Source organism: Leifsonia sp. NPDC080035, from assembly GCF_040050925.1.
Classification (GTDB): domain Bacteria; phylum Actinomycetota; class Actinomycetes; order Actinomycetales; family Microbacteriaceae; genus Leifsonia.
The window spans coordinates 1,191,982-1,212,679 of sequence record NZ_CP157390.1 but is presented as its reverse complement, the minus strand read 5'-3'; the positions used below and the strand labels follow the sequence as shown (position 1 = coordinate 1,212,679).

Genomic DNA, 20,698 nt, shown 5'->3' with positions numbered 1-20,698 from the left:
CTCAGTGTGTGACGGAGGAAGACCCCTCCGGTTGGGAGCAGACGGATGTCCGCGACCAGGGAGAAGAGGGAGTAGGCCGATGAGCGGCAGCACGAAGCAGGAGCGCAGGATATCGACGTCGGTTCTGGTGATCGGCGCGGGAGGTTCGGGTCTCCGGGCCGCGATCGAGGTCGCGCAGCGCGGAGGCGATGTGCTCGTCGTCGGCAAGCGGCCGAGGGCCGACGCCCACACCTCCCTCGCCGCGGGCGGGATCAACGCTGCGCTGGCGACCATCGATCCCGAGGACTCCTGGCAGCAGCACGCGGCCGACACGCTCAAGGAGGGCTACCTCCTCGGTGACCCCCGGACCGTCGAGATCGTGACCCGCGAGGCGCGCCGTGGCATCGAGGACCTCGAGCGTTACGGCATGAACTTCGCCCGTGAGGACGATGGCCGGATCTCACAGCGGTTCTTCGGCGCGCACACCTATCGGCGCACGGCCTTCGCCGGCGACTACACCGGGCTCGAGTTGCAGCGCACGCTGCTGCGGGAGGCCGACCGCTCCGGCGTGCGCATCATGGACTCCGTCTACATCACGCGGGTGCTCACCGACGAGAACGCGGTGTTCGGCGCCTATGGTTTCGACCTCCAGACCGGGGAGCGGTACGTCTTCCTCGTGGACGCGGTGATCCTCGCTGCGGGAGGACACAACCGCGTCTGGCGCAGTTCGTCGTCCCGTCGCGATGAGAACACCGGCGACTCCTGGAGGCTCGCGTTCGAGGCAGGCGCGCGGATCCGCGACGCCGAGCTCGTCCAGTTCCACCCGTCCGGGCTGCTCGAGCCGGCCGACGCCGCAGGCACCCTCGTGTCGGAGGCCGCGCGCGGCGAGGGCGGCATCCTCCGCAACGCACTCGGCGAGCGGTTCATGTCGCGTTACGACCCGGAGCGCATGGAGCTGTCGACGCGCGACCGCGTGGCGCTCGCCGCGTACACGGAGATCGCCGAGGGCCGCGGCACTCCGCGCGGAGGCGTCTGGCTCGATGTGTCGCACCTGCCGCGCGAGACGATCATGACGCGGCTCCCGCGGGTCTACCACACCCTCCTCGAGCTGCAGATGGTCGACATCACCCGGGATCCGATCGAGATCGCGCCCACCGCGCACTACTCGATGGGCGGAGTCTGGGTCCGGCCCGAGGACCACGGCACCGATGTGGACGGGCTGTACGCGATCGGGGAGGCCTCCAGCGGACTGCACGGCGCCAACCGGCTCGGCGGCAACTCGCTCATCGAGCTCCTGGTCTACGGGCGTCTCGTCGGCGAGGCCGCGTACCGGCACTCGACGGGGCTGCACCGGGTGGGTCGTTCGCCACGGGCGCTGGCCGAGGCCCGCCAGGAGCTGGACGCCGTGCTGGCCGCCGACGGCGAGGAGAACGTCCGCGTGCTCCAGCGCGCGGTGCGCGACACGATGACCGCGCACGCGGGCGTGGTGCGCGACGAGGACGGACTCCGTGCTGGGCTCGACGCGCTTGCCGAGGTCGCCGATCGCGAGGCCGGTATCGGCGTCCACCCGGACATCGCGGGCTTCGCGGACGTGGCCCACGCGTTCGATCTGCGAGCGAGCCTGCTCGCGGCACGCGCGACGATCGACGGAGCGCTCGCCCGCCGCGAGACGCGCGGCGCGCACAACCGATCGGACTTCCCCGCCCTCGACCCCGCGCTCCGCGTCAACTTCGTCTGGTCGGGCCCCGGACAGGTGGAGGCCGAGTCGATCCCGACCATCCCGCACGAGATCGCGGAGCACATGCACGAGGTGACGTCGGCCGGCAAGCTCGTGGAGTGAGCGGCACCGCATCCCCTCACAGTCGCTGGGCCCCGATGACGGAGAGCAGCTTCAGCTTCTCGCTGCTGGGGCTGCCCGGCTCGGCCGTGAACACCATCAGCGATTGCGACTGATCGGGGTCGAGGAGGGTCTGCCCGTACAGGTCCAGCTCGCCGAGCTCCGGGTGGATGAAACGCTTGGGCGCACAGTAGGGGCCGGTGACGGGATGCTCGTCCCAGATCGAGCGGAACTCCGCGCTCCGGTGGTGGAGGGCTTCGACCAACGCCGCGGCACCGGAGCCCGGCCCTCCTTCGGCGGCGGCTTCCGCGAGCCCCGCGACCAGCGCTCTGCCGTGTCGCGGATGGTCCTCCGGGGGCGCCGTGCGGCGCGCATCGGGGTCCGTGAACCACCGATAGACACGGCTGCGCGCCGGGCCGGAGTGCGACGTCTCGTCACCGAGGAGGGCAACCGCCGGTGGGGTCTGGAGGAGCGTCTCCCCGAGCGTGTTCACGACCTGCGCCGGCGTGTCCTGCAGCCTGTCGAACACCCGCATGAGCCCGGCATTGACGTGATCGGTGCGTGCGACGCGACGGGCCACCGGGCGCCCGGCGAGCTGGAAGAGATGGTCTCGTTCCTCCAGCGTCAGGTGGAGGCCACGCGCCAAGGCCGCGAGCACCTGCTCCGACGGGATCGGGCCACGTCGCTGCTCGATCCGGTTGTAGTAGTCGACGGAGATGCCGCTGAGCGCGGCGACCTCCTCCCTGCGAAGGCCCGGGGTGCGGCGCCGCGAGCCGGAGATCAGGCCGACATCCTCCGGGCGGAGGGCATCGCGGCGCGACCGCAGGAAGTCGGCGAGCTGGTTACGATCCATGATTCGATCCTCGTGTCCGTGTGTTCGTCCGGCCATGCCGGGCTTATCGGGGGACGGCGCATACCCGGGTAGGGAGACCCGGACAGACCTGGCCTGGTTGCCTTCGTGACGCGGAGCGATCGTGGATGCATGGAACACACACACGATCACCTCAGCATTCGCGGCCACTGGATCGGTGGCGCGGAAAACCCGGGTACCGGCGACACCCTCGACGTCATCGACCCCGCGACGGGACGCGTCGTCGCATCCGCTCCCGCTGGGACGGCGTCCGACGTGGACCGGGCGGTCGCCGCCGCGCGCGCCGCGCTCCCCGGCTGGGCGGGCACAGACCCCGCAGCGCGGGCCGACGCGCTGCGACGTCTCGCCGCGGTGCTCACCGAGCGCGGGGAGGAGATCGCTCAGGCCATCACCGCGGAGATCGGTGTGCCGATCTCGTTCTCCCGGGTCGGCCAGGCGGGTTTCCCCGCCCTCGTCACGGCGGCGACCGCCGATCTCGAACCGCAGATCGCGTGGACCGAACAGGTCGGCAATGCGACCATCGTCCGCGAGGCCGTCGGAGTGGTCGGCGCGATCACGCCGTGGAACTTCCCCCTGCAGCAAGTGATGACAAAGGTGGCGCCTGCGCTCCTGGCCGGGAACGCCATCGTCCTCAAACCGTCCGAGCTCGCGCCGTTGTCGATCCGGATCCTGGCCGAGGCCAGCGCCGCAGCCGGCTTTCCCGCTGGCGTCTTCAACGTCGTCTACGGAACCGGCCCGGTCGTCGGCGAGGCGCTCGTCGCGCACACCGACGTCGACATGATCTCGTTCACCGGATCCACCCGGGCCGGAAAGCGGATCTCCGTCGTCGCGGCCGAGACGGTCAAGCGGGTGGCGCTGGAGCTCGGGGGGAAGACGGCGAACGTCGTCCTCGACGACGCCGACATCGACAGCGCGGTCCAGCACACGCTGGGCGCCGTCTTCACCAACTCCGGCCAGGCGTGCGGCGCGTGGACCAGGCTTCTGGTGCCCGCCCACCGCCAGGCCGAGGTCGTGGACATGCTGGTGAGAGCACTCGACCAGTACACCGTCGGCGATCCGACCGACGAGGCGGTGCGGGTCGGACCGCTCGCATCGGAAGCGCAGTGGGAGCGCGTGAACGCCTTCATCGAGCGCGGCGTCGCCGACGGTGCCACCCTGGTGGCGGGCGGCCCTGGCCGGATCCCCGGTCTGGAGCAGGGAGCGTACATCCGCCCGACGATCTTCGCGGACGTCGACCCCGGCTCCGAGATCGCGCAGGAGGAGATCTTCGGCCCCGTCCTGTCGGTCATCCCGTACCGGGACGAGGAGCACGCGGTGTCGATCGCCGACGGCACGTCGTACGGCCTCACCGCCGCCGTGTTCGGCGAAGCCGACCACGCCCTCCGCGTCGCTCGGCAGCTGAAGGTGGGGCAGGTCTACATCAACGGTGCCGACTTCAACCCCGCCGCCCCCTTCGGCGGCTACAAGCAGTCGGGAAACGGCCGTGAACTCGGGCGCGCTGGCGTCGAGGAGTTCACCGAGCTCACGGCGATCCTGAGGTAGCCGGACGCGTCGTGGAGCGCCCACCCTCCATTCCGGGTGGGCGCTCCCCTCGACGTTCCGCATCGGCCCCTCCTGCGCGTCGATCGCTGTCGGCATGATGCGTCCGGCGGCGGGAGGGACCAGCCGTGGTCTGCTTGGCGCTGCCCCTACGGGGGAGAAGGGCCGCCTGAAACCCGGTGTTCCCGCTCTTACCTCACGGCTCGGCCGGACGCATCGCATGCTCAGACCGGCGACGCTCCTCGTTTGTGACGAGATACCCGCGCGCATGTCACAGCCGCACCCGGTCTCCGGTCAGAGCAGGCGAGCGGGACGACCTCGCACCTTCGGAGGAGCAATGACAACGTGGAATACCCGACTGCAGCGCACCGTCCTGGCGGTCGCCGTTCTGGCGACCTTCATCGCCTTCCTGGACGGCAGCGTCGTCAACGTGGCGCTGCCGGCGATCGGGCGCGAACTGGGTGGAGGCCTCGCAGCGCAGCAGTGGATCGTGGACGCCTACCTGCTGACGCTGGGCTCGGTGATCCTTCTCGCGGGATCGCTGTCTGATCTCTTCGGGCGCAAGCGCGTGCTGTTGTGGGGCCTTCTCGGGTTCGGGGTGGCGTCGATCGCGTGCGCCGTCGCGCCCACCGCGGAGATCCTCATCGTCGCCCGCGGTCTTCAGGGGATCGCCGGAGCGCTGCTGGTGCCCAGTTCGCTCGCGCTCATCCTGAGCGCATTCCAGGGCTCCGCCCAGGCTCGCGCGATCGGCGTGTGGACGGCGATCACGAGCCTGGCGAGCATCGCGGGGCCGATCGTCGGCGGCGTCCTCGTCGACACGCTCTCGTGGCGATGGGTCTTCGCGATCAACCTGGTGCCGATCGCCGTGGCCCTTCTCCTGGTTCGCGCGCTGCCTGCAGACTCCGCCAGGACGGCGGACGCCCGCGTGGACTGGGTGGGGGCGCTGCTCGGCGTCGTCGGCCTGGGCCTCCCGGTGTTCGCCCTCATCGAGAGCGGTCGCTTCGGGTGGGGCTCGCCGGTCATCCTCGGGGCGATCGTGCTGGGAGCCGTCGGACTCACCGCGTTCGTGTTCTGGGAGCGTCGGGTCGCCTCCCCGATGCTTCCTCTCTCCATCTTCCGGCAACGCGACTTCTCGGCGGGCAATGTCGCAACGGCGTTCATCTACGGCGGAGTCTCGGTCGGCACCTTCGCGCTCGCGCTCTTCCTGCAGCAGGGCGCCGGATACAGCGCAACGGCGGCCGGCTTCGCGATGGTGCCGTCGAGCATCCTGCTCATCGCGCTCGCGGCCGTCTTCGGTCGGTTGAGCGGCAAGGTCGGCCCCCGGCTCCTGATGACGGTCGGACCGGCGGTCACGGGCGCGGGGTTCCTGCTGATGCTAAGGATCACCGCGGGCGCGGACTACGTGACGGAGGTGCTGCCTGCCGTGTGCGCGTTCGGAATCGGAATGGCCATCACCGTCGCGCCCCTGACCGCAACGGTTCTCGGGGCGGTCGACTCCGGCCGGGCGGGGATCGCTTCGGCCGTGAACAATGCGGTGTCCCGTGTGGCCGGCCTGATCGCGGTGGCCCTCGCGGGGTCGGTCGGCGGAGCGACGATCCAGCTGCCGGCGTTCCACACGCTCGTCTCCGCCGCCGCGGTCGCACTGTTCGCCGGCGCGATCGTCTCGGGAGTGTGGATCCGGAATCCCACGCCGGTTCCGGTGGTCACGGCAGGCGCGGGGTCTGGCCATGCCCCGGTCCCGTCGACGTCGAGCTCCCGTGTCACAACGTCGGAACCGCGGCGGTCATAGCTGACCGAGAGGACGCGATCGCGACCTCTGACCAGAGAGATCGAGGAGTACCGAAATGAGCAGACCGATCCTTGAGAAGGAGGCGCAGGACATCGTCGACGCGACGTCCACGCCGCCGTTCCTCTACGAGCTCGGACCCGAGGGCGCGCGGAAGGTGCTGGACGACCTGCAGTCCGCTCCGATCCACAAGCTGGATGTCGATGAGACGTGGATCACCGTCCCGGCACCCGTCGGCGACGTGCGTGTGCGGCTCATCAAGCCCGTTCACGCCCCGGCCGACCTTCCCGTCATCCTCTACATCCACGGAGGCGGCTGGGTCATCGGGAACGCGGGGACGCACGATCGGCTCGTCCGCGAGCTGGCCGTGGGAGCCCGAGCGGCGCTTGCGTTCGTCGAGTACGACCGCTCCCCGGAGGCGCAGTATCCCGTCGCCATCGAGCAGGCGTACGCGACCGCGCAGTGGCTGACCGCCCACGCCGCCGAGCACGGCCTGGACATCTCGCGGTTCGCGATCGCCGGCGACTCCGTCGGGGGCAACATGACGGCCGCGGTGGCGCTCATGGCGAAGCAGCGCGGAGATGTGACGTTCGTGCACCAGTCGATGTACTACCCCGTCACCGATGCTGCACAGGACACCGAGTCGTACCGCGAGTTCGCCGAGGGTGCGTACCTCACAGCGAAGGCGATGGCGTGGTTCTGGGACGCCTATCTGCCGGACGCCGGCAAGCGCGCCGAGATCACCGCGTCCCCCTTGCGCGCGACCCTGGAAGAGCTGGCCGGGCTGCCGGAGGCGTTCGTGATCGTCGACGAGAACGACGTCCTCCGCGACGAGGGCGAGGCGTACGCCCGCAAGCTCACCCAGGCGGGAGTGCGAACGACCTCCGTCCGCTACAACGGCACCGTCCACGACTTCATGATGCTCAACCCGCTGCGGTCGTCCGCTGCGGTGACCGCGGCCGTCGAGCAGGCCATCCGTGTGCTGCGCAAAGCACTCCGAACCGACTACTGAGAACACAGGAGAGAGAGAAAATGACTGATCAGAAGCCGGCCGTCGTGCTGGTCCACGGCGCGTTCGCGGAGTCCGCGAGCTGGAACGGCGTCATCGAGCAGCTGCACCGGAACGGCGTCGAGAGCATCGCCGTCGCGAACCCGCTGCGCAGCCTGGCCGGGGACGCCGCCTACCTCCGGGACGTGATCGCGTCGGTCGGGCGCCCCGTCGTGCTCGTGGGGCACTCGTACGGCGGTCTCGTGATCTCCGAGGCCTCCTCGGGGAACGATGCGGTGAGCGCGCTCGTCTACGTCAACGCCTTCGTGCCGGAACACGGGCAGACGGCGTTCGACCTGTCGACCGAGTTCCCCGGCAGCACCCTCGGCGACGCTCTCGCACCGCGTGAGCTCTCCGACGGGACCATCGAGCTCGTCATCAAGCCCGAGCTGTTCCGTCAGCAGTTCTGCGCGGATGTGTCGGCGGAGACCGCCGGCCTGATGGCGGCGACCCAGCGGCCGGTCACTCAGACGGCTCTCACCGAGCCCCTTCCGACCGCGACACCGGGCTGGAAGAACATCCCGACGTGGTGCGTGTACAGCGACCAGGACCTGAACATCCCGGTCGCCGAGCACCGCGCCGGCGCCGAGCGCGCCAACGCTCGACTGAGCCGCGAGGTGCCTGGCGGCTCCCACGCTCTCAGCGTGTCCCAGCCGGGCGCCGTCGCCGAGACGATCCTGGCAGCAGTGGCGGCCGTCGCGTCCGTCGAGGCCGTCGGCGTCGAAGCGTGAGCCGTGGGCGTCCCCGGCGCCGGTAACGCCGGGGACGCCCCCAGGCAGCAGAGGACGGAAGAACGATGAGCCGCGCACGAGGCCTCGGCGAGCTGCGAAGCATCCGCACCGCCACTCTCACTGTCGGGTACCACGACGTCGGCGACCCGGCATCGCCTCCCGTGATCCTGCTTCACGGGTTCCCGTACGACCCGCTCAGCTACGTCGACGTGGCCGGCGAACTCGCATCCGCCGGCCGCAGAGTGATCGTCCCCTACCTCCGCGGCCACGGGCCCACCACGTTCCTCGATCCGGCCGCGCCGCGAAGCGGCCAGCAGGCCGCGCTCGGGACGGACGTCCTGGAGCTGATGGATGCGCTCGAACTGCCCGAGGCGGTCCTGGCAGGGTACGACTGGGGCGGCCGCGCGGCCTGCGTGGTCGCCGCGGCATGGCCGGAGCGTGTGCGGGGGCTGGTCTCGGTGAACGGCTACCTGATCCAGGACATCGCGGCCGCCTCGCACCCGCTGACGCCTCGGCTCGAAGCGGGCTTCTGGTACTTCTTCTACTTCCTCACCGAGCGCGGTCGGGCGGGTCTCGCGGCCGACCCGCGGGGCGTCGCCGAGGTCATCTGGCGCAGGAACTCGCCGAACTGGTCCTTCACGGACGATGAACTGGATCGCGTGGCTCGCTCGTTTGAGAATCCCGACTACGTCGACGTCGTGATCCACTCGTATCGTCACCGCATGGGATTCGCCGACGGGGCCGAGCAGTTCGCCGAACTCGAACGGTTCCTCGCAACACAGCCGGTCATCCCGGTTCCGACGATCACCCTCGACGGCACGGCCGACGGCAACTTCCCGGCGACGGACGGAACCGCTGCCGCCGCGCACTTCTCCGGCCCGCGCGAGCACCGCCAGGTGGACGGCGCGGGCCACAACCTCCCGCGTGAGCGCCCGCACGAGTTCGTGCGAGCCGTGTTCGACGTGACCGAGCTTCAGCGTGTGGATTCACAGGATGCACGAAGGGAAAGATGGTGTCACGTCCTGAGCTAGTTGGGCATTCTCAAGCTAGTTGGGCATTGGGCGTTCCGGCAGAGTGAACGGTTCGATCAACTACTACTCGGCCGTTATGTTGGCGGGCGCCTGCAGGCTGAAACCAGGCGCCGTCAGCCGCTGAACGAGCCTGTAAGCGTCCAAAGCTAGTTTCACAACCGGGACCTGCGCTCCTGCCAACGCCGACCCGCTCGGGTCGTCTGCCTTCGCGAGGACGACAGGGAGGAGTTCGCGCGCGAGCTCACCCTTCAGTTGTGGAACTCGTAGACGATCGAAGACGACCTTAAGGTCCAACTTCGCGCTTCGGACATGCTTGATTGCCAACCGCAGCTCTTCGTTCTCGAACTGATCTCCGCGTACCCCAAGTACGCGACCGACGCCCTCGTAGATCTCGTCGTCGGAGAAGTTCGCGAGCTCGTAAGTGTGCTCGCCCCAGGTCCTTACGTCTACGAGGATGTCGAGTTCATCCTGGCTCAGCGAAGCGCCTTGGCGTATTACTTCCTCTTGGATTGCCTTCTGGAGGCTTCGTCTCGCCCGATCGCGCTGCTCCTCCGTCCGCCAGCTCCCTTCGGGGTCCATCGCAATCAACAGTGCAGTTGGCGCGCCGTCCACTATGAAGCGGTCGGCAGCCGCGTCAGTTAGCCGAGGTGCCAACAGCCGGGCGAGCTGGTTCGGCTTGTCGCTCGACGTGCCCTGCAAGTACACGCGAACGCGTCCTGCCCCAAGCATCCCGAGTCGCTCAAGTAGGGCCTCGACGTGGAGGCGTTCGGTGTGTCCCTCTACGACCAGGATGACGCGAGGTTGTGGAGAAAGCGACAGCTGTCCGAGTGCGCGGTCCAAAGTGGGCCTTCGGTCGCTGCGTCGCCCGATCCGGTCAAGTAGGGGTACCCAGACGTTTGACACGGAGCTCTCCGGGGATAGCGCCTCCAGCTGCCCTTCACTTGACAGGTCTTCGTGCGCCCGTAGAAAGATCTCCGCGGCGATTCGCTTCCAGATCGCATCGAGAACGAGGCCCTGGGTCTTGAACCAACCGTTGTGGTCAGAATGGCGAACTAAGGGCCACCACTCGATCATTGGATCGGACGAGTGGGCTGACGAGAGCCAGAACTCAGCCGGCTTACGAAGGCGGGCTGCCGGGTACCCAACAGCCGCTAATCTTGCGATCGCGGGGATGTTGTATCGCGCACGGTCCACCTCTCGCCGATCGATGCCGCTCCGGTAGCTAACCTTGCCGATGATTTGTGGCAGGTACGCGTCCGTCAAAGCGGCGAGGGCAAGTGTTTCGGCGCGTCTGCCGCGCGCGTGGTTGACGGCATCGGCATGGCGCGCGATATTCCAGGGCCTGCTTCGCAGGGCGGAGAGCGCGTACCGGATCTCCAGAAGCTGCCACGGGCTGAAATAGTACCCATCGTCCCAGTCGTTCGACTCATCGTCAGGGCGAAGCAACGGCCACCATTCGGATTGCCCTTCCTGCCAGGGATCTCTTAGGCGGCCGGTTTGTCCATAGTGGGCTAGCCAGGTACTCTCGTGGGCCGAAGTGTCGATTGCGCGTCCAGGTATCTCCTGGTCATCTACCCGAAATAACGGTGCCAGTAGCCCCAGCTTGACTAGCTTCTCCAAGGAAGCGAGTGAGAGATCGTATCCACGTGTCCTGGCTGCAGCGAGAAAGGCGCCGGAATCGAGGAGCGGGGCCTGCGAGAAGACGTGGTCGATCGAGAACAACCCAAGTGATCCAAGTGGCAACACGTAGCTTCCTCCTCTCCAGTTAACTCCTCGAGACATGCGGACGATGGATTCTAGTCCGTGCCTAGGCAATGGACGCGGCCGATATGGGACCGAGCGCTGAAGCCCCACCCCGATTGGGGGTAGGACGAAGCTTGCGCGCTGTGGATACCGCTGCTTGCCTGAATGAATGCACGCGCGTCAGGCCCGTTGGCGTAACTCGTGATCCCAAGTCTTTCGACCGAGGGGCACCTTCCGCCAGGCAGGTACGCCGCAACCATCGGCGAGATAGGCGAGCGTTTCGTACGTGCATCCGAGTTTCGCCTGTCCTTCACTCGTCCGGTCGTGTGGCAGGGTTTCCTGGATTATCTCCAGGCTTGGAGCGATGCTGAGACGCAGCTTGGCGTCGAACTCCTGCGGGGGATTTGGTGCGGAGGCAGCTTCATATCGGCGAAGCTCAACCCGAGCGACTTGGACATATCGCCGCTGTACGACGAAGTCGAGCTGCGTGCAGCCGCGGGGCGTCCGGGCGTCGGCTCGGTGAAGAAGCTCATAGGTCAGAGAGCAGCGGTCTCAGCGCTGTATCGCGTGGAGCCTTTCGCGATTCCTTGGCGTAGCATCGCTTCGACGCTACTTCCTGAGCGACTTTCTCCGGATGAGCAGGTCTTGCTTGCATCCCGCGGTGGACTCGACAGCTGGTGGGGTCGACGGAGGCCGCCAGGTCCGAAGGGGCCCCCAACGCCTCCGGCTTCTGTGGCGGACCGCGGGTACTTGGAGGTGATTCTGTGAAAGACGACCTCCGGCAGATCTTGGACCAGGATCCGGAGCGCAAGTTTCGGTCCCGCCGCCTACTTGAGAGCATTACGGAGCCGACCGATTCGCTCGATGACCTCATATGGGACTCTCGGATGGAGAGCGCCGCGCGCTTGGATCCGAGTCTCGCGTCGTCCTCGTTGTGGCTGGTTCGCCTATCGGGCGAAGCCGTTCGTGACGGCTGGATTTCGGCTGAAATGCAGAACGAAATCGTCGGACCATTGACTCGAGAGGTAGAACTTGCCACCCCTCCTTCTGCACGGGCGGAGTCTCGCCTAGGTTTGGTCGGAGTAAGCGCCGGGAGTGTCGTTCTACACTTTCGGCCTGCATCGGCGAAGCGCCTCCCCCGCGCGGATCAGCTTGGCTATGACCTATCTCCTATAGACGAAGCTGTGCTCAAGGTCCTAGACCTTCATAATCTCTTCGAGCGACGTGCGCCTGCAACGGAGATCGCCCGCCGATACGGCACGGAACAAGGGTTGCTGCGTCAGGCCAAGCAACTCGTGCACGCGCTCGAGAGCTACAAAGTTGAGCTCTCGACTCGATGGTGGTCAGCTGAATCACACCGGCGCTCATCGCGGCTGTCGCAGGTTGGCCAAGAGTACGCGCAGGAGCTTTTCTCAACTTCGCTCCAGTTCGACGCCGACCGCCTGCAAGGTATGATCACCGCACTCGACATATCTGGCATCGTCACGATCACTCCGGCATCGGGACGCCCGAAGTATAAGGTCATCGTAGAGGCGGAAGACTTGAGATCTCCGCGATTCGGACTGGGCGAGCGGGTCGACATCATGGTTCGGCGCGAATCGGCTATGGACCGAGTGGGATCCGGGCCGGTCAGGTCGACATACAGATTCGTAAGACACGCCGACGCTGAAGATCCACCGCTCTTCGACCTCGCATAACGGGCAGGCGTTCTACGGTGGCTCCGCTACGCCTCCGCGTGGGCTATCAGAACTACCGTAGGATCCGCTCCTCCGGCGTGCACTCCGTGCATCCCTTCGACTTGAGCCGGTGCGGGATCGACTGGTGGGTATTGTGGCCCGCCGCCCGGCACTTCCAGTAGTACTTCTCGGTGCCTGGGAAGATCGCGTCTGGTGTCTTCGGGTAGTTCAGGTAGGGGTGCCACTCCTTCACGAGCACCGGGTTCTCGGTGGCGACGTCATTGACGCCGGCGACGAGACGGCGCCGCGAGCACACCGAGCATTGGTAGCCGGCTCGGTGAAGGCGCCTGACTTCTTTCTGCATCTGCGGGACGGTCAGCGGATACTCGTTGACGTGAAGGATGTGCAACTGCAGGAGCCGTCCCTGGAGAAACTGATCAAGTTTGGTTCCGCAGAAGTGAAGCGGATGCAACGGTTCGGTGAGATGTACGGGGCGGAGGTCTTCATCGCCATCTACATCGCCGATTTTCCGATGTGGCTATTGGTGTCTGGAAATGACCTGGTCGAAGGTCCTGGGGGCGGTTACCGGATCAGCGTGCGAGATGCGATCTTCAAGAACAAACTCGCCATGATCGGGGATCAATCCATCGGCGTACGTGCCCCCTTGGAGGCATCTTTCTTGCCTGCACCTGGGACGCCGACCGGAATCAACGAGGAGGGCGAGGCGCCATTCACCATTGGTGCCGTTCACCTCTACAGCGGCGGTACCCTCGTGACGTCGCCGGAAGCTCGCCGCATTGTGTGGTTCTTCATGATGTATGGAGGCTGGGAACAAGACGAGCACGTGATGGCCGTGGACGGAAGGGTCACCGAGTTGCGCTGGACATCGTCCCCGCCTGAGGAAAGCAGGCAGGGATTCGGCATCGTCGGCTCCCTGTCGTCGATGTACTCGCGGCTATTCGAGTCGTCGACGAATGGTCCGCGGGGGTACACCGCCTTGGACCTTAACGTGGAGCCCGGAACACTGATCACCCTGCTGCCCCACGATTTCCGTGATGACGAACTCCCACTGTGGCGTTTCACGCTCGTGCCCACCAATCCCGAAGATGGAGAAAAGTAGGTCCAAGCCGCGCTATTGGGACCACGCCATCACGGAATGAACACGTAAGAGTGACGTGTCGTCGTAGGAGCCTGCATGGTGCGCGCACGTCCTCGAGCGAGCACCGGATGCCAGGGCTTGTGGTGCGGCGACGCACATGTCCTGCCCTGCCCATGCCCAGTTAGACCGCGAAAAGCCCAACTAACACGAGAACTCACAGATGGAGCGAGTGACGGGAATCGAACCCGCGCTATCAGCTTGGGAAGCTGAGGTTCTACCATTGAACTACACTCGCGCGGCCCGCGAATCCCAGTTAAACACTGGGATGTGAGGCTGCGGCCCAGACTACCCGGTCAATGGTTATTGGCCAAACCGGCCGCGGTCGGGAGCGCGCGTTGCGTGCGCGCATCCCGTCGGTGGCGGCGGTCGATCCCGAATAGGTAGACGGCGTCGAGCGCGCCCAGGGTGTTGGTGAGCAGCAGCGTGACGAACCACGGCTTGCTGCCGTTCCTGGCTGCGCGCCACAATGACGCGCCCTTCCAGGCGAGGGTCCAGGCGACGGCCGTCACGAGAAATGCTCGCGCGGCCGGTGGGATGTCGGGCATCCCGGCGCGGGATGAGGCGGTTCGGTTTCTCATGCGGACATTCGACTGCGTCGACGCGCGCACGGCAAGACCGGCGGCCTGAGTCTTGTGCTCGGCCGTGCGTCGCGCTAACGTACAACCAAATGGTTGTACGAGAGTTGACGGACGCAGAGGTCGATCGCATCTTCCAGGCGCTGGCGGATGCGACCCGGCGCGACATCGTCGCGCGCTCGCTGCGGGAGGAGCACTCCGTGACCGAGCTCGCGGAGCGCTACGACATGAGCTTCGCCGCCGTGCAGAAGCACGTGGCCGTGCTCGAGCGGGCCGGGCTCGTCCGGAAGACCGCGCGCGGACGCGAGCGGGTTGTCAGCGGCGATCCCGAGACCATCCGCAGGGCCTCCCGGCTGCTCCACGAGTTCGAGGCGATCTGGCGGCAGCGCGACCGCGCGATCGAGGGCATCCTCTCGGAGGGTCCACCCGGCACCGAAGCCCCACCCACCCACGAAAGGAACGGCCGATGACCTTCATCGAATCCACCAAGGACGCGGACGCGCTGACGCTCAGCATCGTGACCGAGTACGCGGCGCCGCGCGAGCGGGTCTGGCAGCTGTGGTCCGACCCTCGCCAGCTGGAGCGCTGGTGGGGACCTCCCGGGTATCCGGCCACGTTCGAGGTGTTCGAGTTCGAGCCGGGAGGTCGCGCGACGTATTACATGTCGATCCCGGACGGCTCGAAGGCCTGGGGCTGGTGGCGGTTCATCGAGATCGAGCCGACGACCAGGGTCGTCATCGACGATGGCTTCGCCGAGGAGGGCGGCGCCCCGTCGCCCGGCGACCCCGGTCGCATGACCGCGTCGTTCGAGGAGCGCGACGGGCGGACCCGGATGACGATCCTCTCCCAGTTCGCGAGCGTCGAGCAGATGGACGAGCTGCTCGCGATGGGCCAGGAGGAGGGGATGATCCAGGCGCTCACCCAGGTCGACGAGATCCTCGCCGGCTGACTACCGAGCGCCGGCTGACTACCGAGCGCCGGGGAACGCGCGCAGCGCCCGAGCGACAACGCGCAGCAGCTCGGCTCTGCTCGCGCCGCCCGCCGCCTGGACGGCGAGCCCGGCCGAGACGGTGTTGACGTACTTCGCGAGCTCCGCCGGGTCCTCCGACACGTCGAGATCGCCCTCGGCGATCGCGCGCGCGAAGCGCTCGGCGAACCGGGCCTCGCCGAGGGCCCGGCGTTCGGCGAGGTAGTGCACGATGCGGTCGTCCTCGGGGGATGCGCTGAGGCCGCCCTGGATCGAGAGGCAGCCGGGTGGGCGGCCGCGGGTCGTCACCGCCTCGGCGTTGTCGTGCAGATAGCGCTCGGCCACCTCGAAGGCCGTCGGCGCCGCGAGCGCCGCGTCCACATAGGCCATGTCGACGCGGGCGTAGCGGTCGACCGCGAGCTTGAAGGTGTCCTCCTTGTTGCCGAAGGCGTTGTAGAGGCTCGGCCGGTTGATACCCATCGCGTCGGTCAGGTCGCTCAGGCTCGTGCCCTCGTAGCCCTGACGCCAGAACACCTCGATCGCTTTGTCGAGCGCCGCGTCGAGGTCGAACGCGCGGGGCCTGCCGCGGGTCGCGGTCATGTGTCGTCCTTCCGCCGTCGATTGCATACCGATCGGAACACAATACGCCACCCGCGGCGGCTGCTCAGATCTGGCTCGCGCCGCCGTCGATGTACAGCTCCGACCCGGTCACGTACGAGCTGCGGTCGGACGCCAGGTAGAGCACCGCCTCGGCGATCTCCGCAGGCGCACCGAGGCGCTTCATCGGGACGCCGGCAGCGAGCCCGTCGAGAAGCGCCTCCGCCTGCTCCGGCGTCGCCAGCGCGCTCAGCCCCGGTGTCGCGATCGGTCCCGGTGCGATCGCGTTGACGCGGATGCCGCGGCCGACGAGCTCCGCCGCCCAGCTGCGCGCGAAGCTGCGGATGGCCGCCTTGGATGCGGCGTAGACGCTGAACGACGGGCTGCCCTTCACGTCGATGTTCGACCCGGTGAGGATCACCGAGGAGCCGCTGTGGAGGTAGGGCAGCGCCTTCTGGACCGTGAACACCGTGCCCCCGACATTGGACTCGAACGTGTCGGTGAAGTGCGCCCAGCTGATGTCCTCGAGTGCAGCGAACTCCCCGCCGCCGGCGTTCGCGAAGACCACGTCGAGGCCGTCGCCGCGCTCGGCGACCACCGCGAACAGCGCATCCAGCTCGTCCGGCGACGAGACGTCGGCCGCGACCGTCGTCGCCGCGTCGCCCAGCTCCGCCGCGACCGCCTCCAGCTTCTCCCGGTTGCGACCGGTCACGATCACGTGCGCGCCCTCCGCCGCGAACCGGCGGGCGACCGCCAGCCCGATCCCCGAGGTGCCGCCGGTGACCAGCGCCGTCTTGCCCTGAAGCTCTCCCATGACTGCCATCTCCAAATCTGTATCGGTCAGTACAAAATGAAGATAGCCCTCGGACCGAGGAAACGCAAATATGTACCGATTGGTAAATTAGGCGGAGGCGCCTCGCCGGAACAGCGAGGCCACGGCCTCCTCCCGCTCGCCGTCGAGATCCGCGTCCAACCGGCCGTGCGCTGCCAGCTGGCTGATGCCGTGCAGCGTGCTCCACAGCAGCTCCGCGCGCACCGCGCGGTCCCTCGCGTCGACCCCGCCCACGGCGCGCGTGAGCAGCTCGAACCCGCGCCGGAGCACCTCGGGGGTGTCGTCGGAGGCGAATGCGATGCCGCTGCGCGCGGACGCCATCGCTTCGTACGTCGATGGATGCGCGCGGGCGAAGTCGAGGTAGGCGGCGATGAGTGCGGGGAGGGCGCCGGGTCCGTCCCCGCCGACCTCCATGGCTGTCGCAAGCTCCGCGTAGCCCGCCATGACGACCCGTCCGACGATGTCGTCGCGGCCGCCGGGGAAGTGCCGGTACAGGATCGGCTGGCTGACGCCGATCTCCTCGGCGAGCCGGCGGACGGTCACCGCGGGCCAGCCCTCGCGCTCGGCGATCTCCCGGGTGGTCCGGATGATGCGGGCCTCGCGTTCGACGAATCGTTCGGAGTCTTGCGCTGAACGTGGCATGCGGCTACATTAGCACCGCTAACAGTTAGCGTTGCTAACACCATGCGACACGGCCCGTGTCCACTCGATCGGAGAAGAAATGTCCATCGCCATCGGCATCACCGCCATCCTCGCCATCCTCAGCCTCGCCGTCATCTTCGGCACCGACATGAGCGTCGCCGTCGTCCAGCGCGCGGTCTACGCCGAGCTCGACGACCGCACGATGGTCCGCATCGTCGGCCGTGGCCACTACTACGGCGACCGCCGTTTCCCCGTCATCGGCATCGGCGGCACGATCGCCACCGCGGCGACCGTCGCGCTCGCCTTCCTCGGCGTCTCGCCGTGGGCGGGCGTCCTCGCCGCGACCGGTCTCGTGCTGCTGCTCGTCTGGCTGCTGCTCTTCGCGAGGATCGCCAAGCCCATCAACGCTGTCCTCACCGCCGCCGCGGCTTCGGGCGAGACCCCCGCGAACGCGCGCGCCCTGCAGGACCGCTGGGAGTCGATCATTCCGCTGCGGGCGACCCTCCTCGGCCTCGCGATCGCGCTGCTGTGCGCGACGCTGTTCCTGGTGTGAGCCGGGAGGGACGCCCCGTGGCGCCCGCGTCAGCGGAACAGCGCGGCCGAGTGGACGACTTCGCCGGCCAGCACCGTGAGCCTCACGTCCGCGCCGAGCAGCACTTCGGGTCCGTCGCGGAACGGGTCCGCGTCGATCACGACGAAGTCCGCCGCCGCTCCCGTGCGGAGGACGCCCAGCTCGCCCTCCCACCGTGAGGCGTACGCGGCGTCACGCGTCGCCCGGCGCACCGCGTCCGCGACCGCCATCGCGTTGCCGGGGACGTTCGCCGGCAACGCGGGGTCCACCGCGGAGCGGCGGGTCGCCGCGATGTACAGGTTCGCCAGCGGGCCGTGCGGCGCCGTCGGGGCGTCCGTGCCGAGCGCGAGCGTAGCCCCCGCGTCCGCGAGCTCGCCCCACGGATAGCCGCGCTCGATGCGCTCGTCGCCGAGCATGGCGCGCCAGTTCTCCTGGATCGCGGGGTCGGCGTGCACCGGCTGCACCGAGGCGACGACGCCGAGCCGGGCGAGACGGACGGGGGTGGCGGCGTCCACCGTCTCCAGGTGTTCGATGCGATGCCGGCGATCCGAGCGCGGGCCGTTGGCCTCCACCGCGGCCTCGAGCGCGTCGAGGGCGAGCGCGGAGGCGGCATCCCCGATCGCGTGCATCGCGACCTGCAGTCCCGCAGCGTCCGCTGCCGTCACCACCGCCGACAGCGACGGCAGATCCCACATCGCCTCCGGGTGCGATCCGTTCGCGAACGGCGCGCGCATCGAGGCGGTGCAGCTGTCGATCACGCCGTCCACGAACAGCTTGATGCCGGTGATGCGCAGCCACGGTCCCGGATGCTCGCGCGCCAGCTCGATCGCGCGGGCCACGCCGGCGAGATCGCCCGCCGTCGCGCCGGTGCGGTGCACGGCCCAGTGCGCGGCGACGCGCATCGGGAGCCGTCCGTCGTCCGCATCCTGCACAGCGACGAGCGCGCGGAGGTCCGCCTCGCCGAGCGCCATGTCGACTGCGGCGGTGACGCCGGCCTGCCGGTAGGCGTCGAAGGCGGCGCGCAGGGCGCGCTCGCGCTCCGCATCCGGGGTCAGCGCGTCCAGCCGGTCGCGCATGAGCCCGAGCGACGCGTTCTCCAGCAGCCAGCCGGTCGCCGCGCCCTCGGCGTCCCGCTCGATCCTCCCGCCCAGCGGGTCCGGCGTGCCGTCGTCGATGCCGAGCTCGGCGAGCGCCGCGGTGTTCAGCCACGCCGAGTGGGAGTCGTTCGCCTCGAGGTAGACGGGACGGTCAGAGACGACGGCGTCGATCAGGTCGCGATGCGGCGTCCGGCCGCCGAGCGCGGAGAACAGCCAGCTGCGTCCGAGCAGGCGCTCGGCGCCGGGATCGGCCGCCGCGGCGTCCGCCAGTCGCGACTGGATCTCCGCCACGTCCGCGGCGTCTCGCAGATCGACCTGCGTCAGCGATTCGCCGAGGCCGACGAGATGCGTGTGCGCGTCGACGATGCCGGGCAGCACGACCGCTCCGTCCAGCTCGACCACGTCGTCGACGGGGAAGGCGTCGGCGGTCACGGTGTCGCCGACGAAGGCGATGCGTCCGTCCTCGACCACGATCGACTCGGCCCACGGCCGGGTGTCCGAGGTGAAGACGGCTCCGCCGCGGTAATGGACAAGCGTGCTCACAGGGACTCCTTCGACCGGCGCGACGACCGCACCATCACGAGATAGACGACGAACGGGACGATGAGGCCGACCGGCATGGAGAGGTCGACACCGGACAGTGCCGCGGCGACGGGGCCGACGAAGACGAGCGTCGCGCTGCACATCAGCGAGCAGGCGATGCCGGCGAGCACCGCCACCGTGCCGGCGACGTGGAAACCGCCGCTGAACCAGAACCGGCTGGTGCGCGAGGTCTCCGCGAGCGCGGGTCCGTCGTACCGGTTACGGCGCCACAGCATGTCGGCGAGGTAGACGCCCATGACCGGGGCGAGGATCGTGACGGCCAGCTGGAGGGCGCTCGAGACGCTGTCGAGGAAGTTCCAGACGAGCAACGCGAACAGCGTCATCGCGACGCCGACGGTCCCGTCGAGAAGCACGGTGCGCGAGCGGGGGAGCCTGATGCCGACGGCCTGCAGGGCGAGGCCCGAGCTGTACGCCGTCATGGCGTTGTTGGCGATGGTGCCGATGATCACCGAGAGGAGGAAGACCGGCGCGAACCAGGCGGGCAGGAAGCGCTCGAGCCCGGCCTCGGGGGACGTCATGTCGACGGCGCTCGCCGCGAGGCTGCCGACGAAGGTCGCGAGGATGCCGGGGATCACCATCCCGAGCGTCGTCCACAGGGCGACATCGCGCACGCGCGTGGCCGACGGCAGGTAGCGGGAGAAGTCGGCGCTGTTCGTGTAGGAGAGCGGACCGGACGCGACCAGCGCGATGCCCGCCGCCATCATCGCCACGAGCTCGGTGCCCGAGAGCGGTTCGGCCGGTGCGAAGTCCCAGTGCGCCCCGCTCACGACGAAGAACGCCATGACGGCGAAGATCAGTGCGAGCACGAGCGCGAGCGGTTGGTAGAGCCGCATGATCAGGCCGTGGCCGTACACGCTGATGACCATCGTGACGGCGGCGATGATGATGGCGCTCACGGCGATCGTCCACGCGGTCGGCGGCACCCCGAGGCGGCCGAGCAGACCGACGAGCACCGTGGTCGCCGCCGCCCAGTTGATGGCGAGGTAGCAGACGCTGATCAGCCAGCCGGCGATCGCGACGTTGAACCGGTTGCCCGTGATGCCGTACATCGCCCGGGTGATGACCTCGCTCGGGGTGCCGGCGGCGGGACCGGACCCGGCGACGATGCCGGTGACGATCGAGAAGACGTTGCCGATCACGATCGCCGCGAGCGCCTGCCACAGATTGAGGCCGAGCACGATGAGCGTCGCGCCGATCACCACGGCGAGGAAGTTGACGTTGGGCGCGGCCCACACGGCGAAGAGGTCGCGCGGGCGGCCGTGACGCTCGGTGGAGGGGATGTAGTCGATGCCGTGCGTCTCGACGCGCGTCGGGCTGTCGGCGGCCGTCGCCCGCGCCGGCTCCTCCGTCCGTGCCGGTGTCTGAATGGGTGGTCTGTCTGACACGGGATCCTCCAGGTCATTCTGCGGAAGCG

General features: G+C 68.3%; 20 protein-coding genes and 1 tRNA gene. 11 read left to right on the top strand and 10 right to left on the bottom strand.

Annotation, left to right across the window (positions count from 1 at the left end; genetic code table 11):
* Positions 1–79: 79 nt before the first annotated feature.
* Positions 80–1,819 carry an FAD-dependent oxidoreductase gene (locus AAME72_RS05855; RefSeq protein WP_348789301.1) on the top strand — a complete coding sequence of 580 codons (1,740 nt, stop codon included), beginning with the start codon at positions 80–82 and terminating at the stop codon, positions 1,817–1,819.
* Positions 1,820–1,835: 16 nt separating this feature from the next.
* Here the strand turns inward: AAME72_RS05855 and AAME72_RS05850 are convergent, their stop codons facing one another.
* Positions 1,836–2,669, bottom strand: a complete 834-nt coding sequence (locus AAME72_RS05850) for a helix-turn-helix transcriptional regulator (protein WP_348789300.1) — start codon at positions 2,667–2,669, stop codon at positions 1,836–1,838.
* Positions 2,670–2,798: 129 nt separating this feature from the next.
* Between AAME72_RS05850 and AAME72_RS05845 the strand changes: the two genes are divergently transcribed.
* The 5 genes from AAME72_RS05845 to AAME72_RS05825 all read left to right on the top strand — a co-directional run bounded on the left by AAME72_RS05845 (position 2,799) and on the right by AAME72_RS05825 (position 8,822).
* A complete protein-coding gene (locus AAME72_RS05845; protein ID WP_348789299.1) occupies positions 2,799–4,229 on the top strand; it encodes an aldehyde dehydrogenase family protein in 1,431 nt (476 codons plus the stop codon).
* A gap of 334 nt (positions 4,230–4,563) precedes the next feature.
* Positions 4,564–6,015 (top strand): DHA2 family efflux MFS transporter permease subunit, encoded by a 1,452-nt coding sequence (locus AAME72_RS05840; RefSeq protein ID WP_348789298.1) that lies wholly within the window; start codon positions 4,564–4,566, stop codon positions 6,013–6,015.
* Positions 6,016–6,070: 55 nt separating this feature from the next.
* Complete coding sequence (locus tag AAME72_RS05835; RefSeq protein ID WP_348789297.1) at positions 6,071–7,024, top strand: alpha/beta hydrolase; 954 nt, start codon at positions 6,071–6,073, stop codon at positions 7,022–7,024.
* A gap of 20 nt (positions 7,025–7,044) precedes the next feature.
* Positions 7,045–7,791: an alpha/beta hydrolase gene (locus AAME72_RS05830; protein WP_348789296.1), complete on the top strand. Its 747-nt coding sequence runs from the start codon at positions 7,045–7,047 to the stop codon at positions 7,789–7,791.
* 65 nt (positions 7,792–7,856) lie between these two features.
* Entirely contained in the window at positions 7,857–8,822 is a 966-nt protein-coding gene (locus AAME72_RS05825; protein WP_348789295.1) for an alpha/beta hydrolase, read from the top strand.
* Between the two features lie 63 nt (positions 8,823–8,885).
* Here the strand turns inward: AAME72_RS05825 and AAME72_RS05820 are convergent, their stop codons facing one another.
* On the bottom strand, positions 8,886–10,604 hold the full coding sequence (locus tag AAME72_RS05820) for a hypothetical protein (protein ID WP_348789294.1): 1,719 nt from the start codon (positions 10,602–10,604) through the stop codon (positions 8,886–8,888).
* A 725-nt stretch (positions 10,605–11,329) separates the two neighbouring features.
* Between AAME72_RS05820 and AAME72_RS05815 the strand changes: the two genes are divergently transcribed.
* Positions 11,330–12,262, top strand: coding sequence for a hypothetical protein (locus tag AAME72_RS05815; RefSeq protein ID WP_348789293.1), 933 nt, complete (start codon positions 11,330–11,332; stop codon positions 12,260–12,262).
* A 52-nt stretch (positions 12,263–12,314) separates the two neighbouring features.
* On the opposite strand, the gene AAME72_RS05810 is transcribed toward AAME72_RS05815, so the two are convergent.
* Entirely contained in the window at positions 12,315–12,557 is a 243-nt protein-coding gene (locus tag AAME72_RS05810) for a zinc-ribbon domain-containing protein (protein WP_348789292.1), read from the bottom strand.
* 21 nt (positions 12,558–12,578) lie between these two features.
* Here AAME72_RS05810 and AAME72_RS05805 point away from each other — a divergent pair, with 21 nt between their 5' ends.
* Positions 12,579–13,361 carry a hypothetical protein gene (locus AAME72_RS05805; protein ID WP_348789291.1) on the top strand — a complete coding sequence of 261 codons (783 nt, stop codon included), beginning with the start codon at positions 12,579–12,581 and terminating at the stop codon, positions 13,359–13,361.
* Positions 13,362–13,561: 200 nt separating this feature from the next.
* On the opposite strand, the gene AAME72_RS05800 is transcribed toward AAME72_RS05805, so the two are convergent.
* Positions 13,562–13,635 (bottom strand) — tRNA-Gly (locus AAME72_RS05800).
* Positions 13,636–13,693: 58 nt separating this feature from the next.
* On the bottom strand, positions 13,694–13,945 hold the full coding sequence (locus AAME72_RS05795) for a DUF5652 family protein (protein WP_348790212.1): 252 nt from the start codon (positions 13,943–13,945) through the stop codon (positions 13,694–13,696).
* A 122-nt stretch (positions 13,946–14,067) separates the two neighbouring features.
* On the opposite strand from AAME72_RS05795, the gene AAME72_RS05790 reads away from it, so the two are divergent.
* Both AAME72_RS05790 and AAME72_RS05785 read left to right on the top strand, forming a co-directional pair.
* Positions 14,068–14,445: a metalloregulator ArsR/SmtB family transcription factor gene (locus tag AAME72_RS05790; RefSeq protein ID WP_348789290.1), complete on the top strand. Its 378-nt coding sequence runs from the start codon at positions 14,068–14,070 to the stop codon at positions 14,443–14,445.
* The gene (locus tag AAME72_RS05785; RefSeq protein WP_348789289.1) at positions 14,442–14,924 is read left to right on the top strand and encodes an SRPBCC domain-containing protein; all 483 of its coding nucleotides are present in this window, start codon (positions 14,442–14,444) and stop codon (positions 14,922–14,924) included. The genes AAME72_RS05790 and AAME72_RS05785 overlap by 4 nt, the downstream gene beginning before the upstream one ends.
* Before the next feature lie 18 nt (positions 14,925–14,942).
* Here AAME72_RS05785 and AAME72_RS05780 read toward each other — a convergent pair whose 3' ends face one another.
* The 3 genes from AAME72_RS05780 to AAME72_RS05770 form a co-directional block, all read right to left on the bottom strand.
* Positions 14,943–15,542, bottom strand: coding sequence for a TetR/AcrR family transcriptional regulator (locus AAME72_RS05780; protein ID WP_348789288.1), 600 nt, complete (start codon positions 15,540–15,542; stop codon positions 14,943–14,945).
* A gap of 64 nt (positions 15,543–15,606) precedes the next feature.
* Positions 15,607–16,362 carry an SDR family oxidoreductase gene (locus AAME72_RS05775; RefSeq protein ID WP_348789287.1) on the bottom strand — a complete coding sequence of 252 codons (756 nt, stop codon included), beginning with the start codon at positions 16,360–16,362 and terminating at the stop codon, positions 15,607–15,609.
* Between the two features lie 78 nt (positions 16,363–16,440).
* Complete coding sequence (locus AAME72_RS05770) at positions 16,441–17,013, bottom strand: TetR/AcrR family transcriptional regulator (RefSeq protein ID WP_348789286.1); 573 nt, start codon at positions 17,011–17,013, stop codon at positions 16,441–16,443.
* A 79-nt stretch (positions 17,014–17,092) separates the two neighbouring features.
* Here AAME72_RS05770 and AAME72_RS05765 point away from each other — a divergent pair, with 79 nt between their 5' ends.
* Complete coding sequence (locus AAME72_RS05765; RefSeq protein WP_348789285.1) at positions 17,093–17,566, top strand: DUF1772 domain-containing protein; 474 nt, start codon at positions 17,093–17,095, stop codon at positions 17,564–17,566.
* Between the two features lie 29 nt (positions 17,567–17,595).
* Here AAME72_RS05765 and AAME72_RS05760 read toward each other — a convergent pair whose 3' ends face one another.
* A complete protein-coding gene (locus AAME72_RS05760; RefSeq protein ID WP_348789284.1) occupies positions 17,596–19,224 on the bottom strand; it encodes an amidohydrolase in 1,629 nt (542 codons plus the stop codon).
* Positions 19,221–20,669 (bottom strand): cytosine permease, encoded by a 1,449-nt coding sequence (locus AAME72_RS05755; protein WP_348789283.1) that lies wholly within the window; start codon positions 20,667–20,669, stop codon positions 19,221–19,223. The genes AAME72_RS05760 and AAME72_RS05755 overlap by 4 nt, the downstream gene beginning before the upstream one ends.
* Between the last annotated feature and the right edge of the window lie 29 nt (positions 20,670–20,698).